Source organism: Microvirga tunisiensis (genome assembly GCF_009296175.1).
In the GTDB taxonomy this organism is placed as follows: Bacteria; Pseudomonadota; Alphaproteobacteria; order Rhizobiales; family Beijerinckiaceae; genus Microvirga; species Microvirga tunisiensis.
This window is the reverse complement of sequence record NZ_VOSK01000869.1, coordinates 1-928: the sequence shown is the minus strand read 5'-3', so window position 1 is coordinate 928 and position 928 is coordinate 1. Positions and strand designations below refer to the sequence as shown.

Below are 928 nucleotides of genomic sequence, written 5' to 3'. Positions count from 1 at the left end.
CTAGGACGGCAAAGCCGGCTGTCTGGTAGAGTGTGGTGGTGGGGGTCTTCTGTGCCTGTGAGGAGGTGCGGGATGACCAGACTCTCAGGGCGCGAGCCGCCGGAGCGCGAGCGGGTGCTGCGTCCCGCCTGTCGGCTTTGCCCGGCCTGCGGAGCCCCGATGCGGATCCGCTACGAGAACCATCGCACCCTCGTGACGCTGACCGGATTGGTCCGCTTGCGGCTCAAGATCCGCTGGTGCGAGACGCTCAACTGCCTGCGCTATCACAAGCCTTATCGCCCCGAGGCCGAGGGTGCGCTGGCCTTGCCCCAGCACGAGTTCGGCTTGGATATCATCGCCCTCGTCGGGACCTTGCGCCATCGCGAGCATCGCAGTGTGCCCGAGATCCACGCGGTGCTCACGGCCCGCGGCGTCGCCATTGCCGAGCGCAGCGTCACCAACCTGCTCGACCGCTACGATGAGCTGCTCGCCACCCGGCTGATGGAGCGTCACCCCCTGCGGAAGCTCCTGGCCCAGCAAGGGCGGGTCATTCTGGCGTTGGATGGCGTGCAGCCGGATGTTGGCCATGAGGTGCTGTGGGTGATCCGCGACTGCCTGTCTGGCCTCATCGTGCTGGCCCGCAGCCTGCTCTCCGGCCGGGCGCAGGAACTGGCGGTGCTGCTGCGCGAGGCGGTGGACGCGGTGGGCGTGCCGGTTGTGGGCGTGATCAGCGACGGCCAGACCTCCCTTCGCCAGGCGGTCGCTTTGGTCTTGCCGGGCGTGCCGCATCAGCTGTGCCAGTTCCATTTCCTGCGCGAGGCGGCGCATCCGATCTTCGAGGCCGATCGGCATGCCAAGAAGGAACTCAAAAAGCAGGTGCGCGGCATCCGTCGGATCGAACGCACCGTGGAGGAGCGGGATGATGCCGAGGCAGTGCTCGTCCAGGGCT

At 67.6% G+C, this 928-nt stretch carries 1 protein-coding gene; it reads left to right on the top strand.

The genetic code is table 11. From position 1 onward, the window contains the following. Positions 1-159 precede the first annotated feature (159 nt). On the top strand, positions 160-928 hold a 769-nt coding region (locus tag FS320_RS44225), incomplete at its 3' end, for a transposase (protein WP_162003659.1).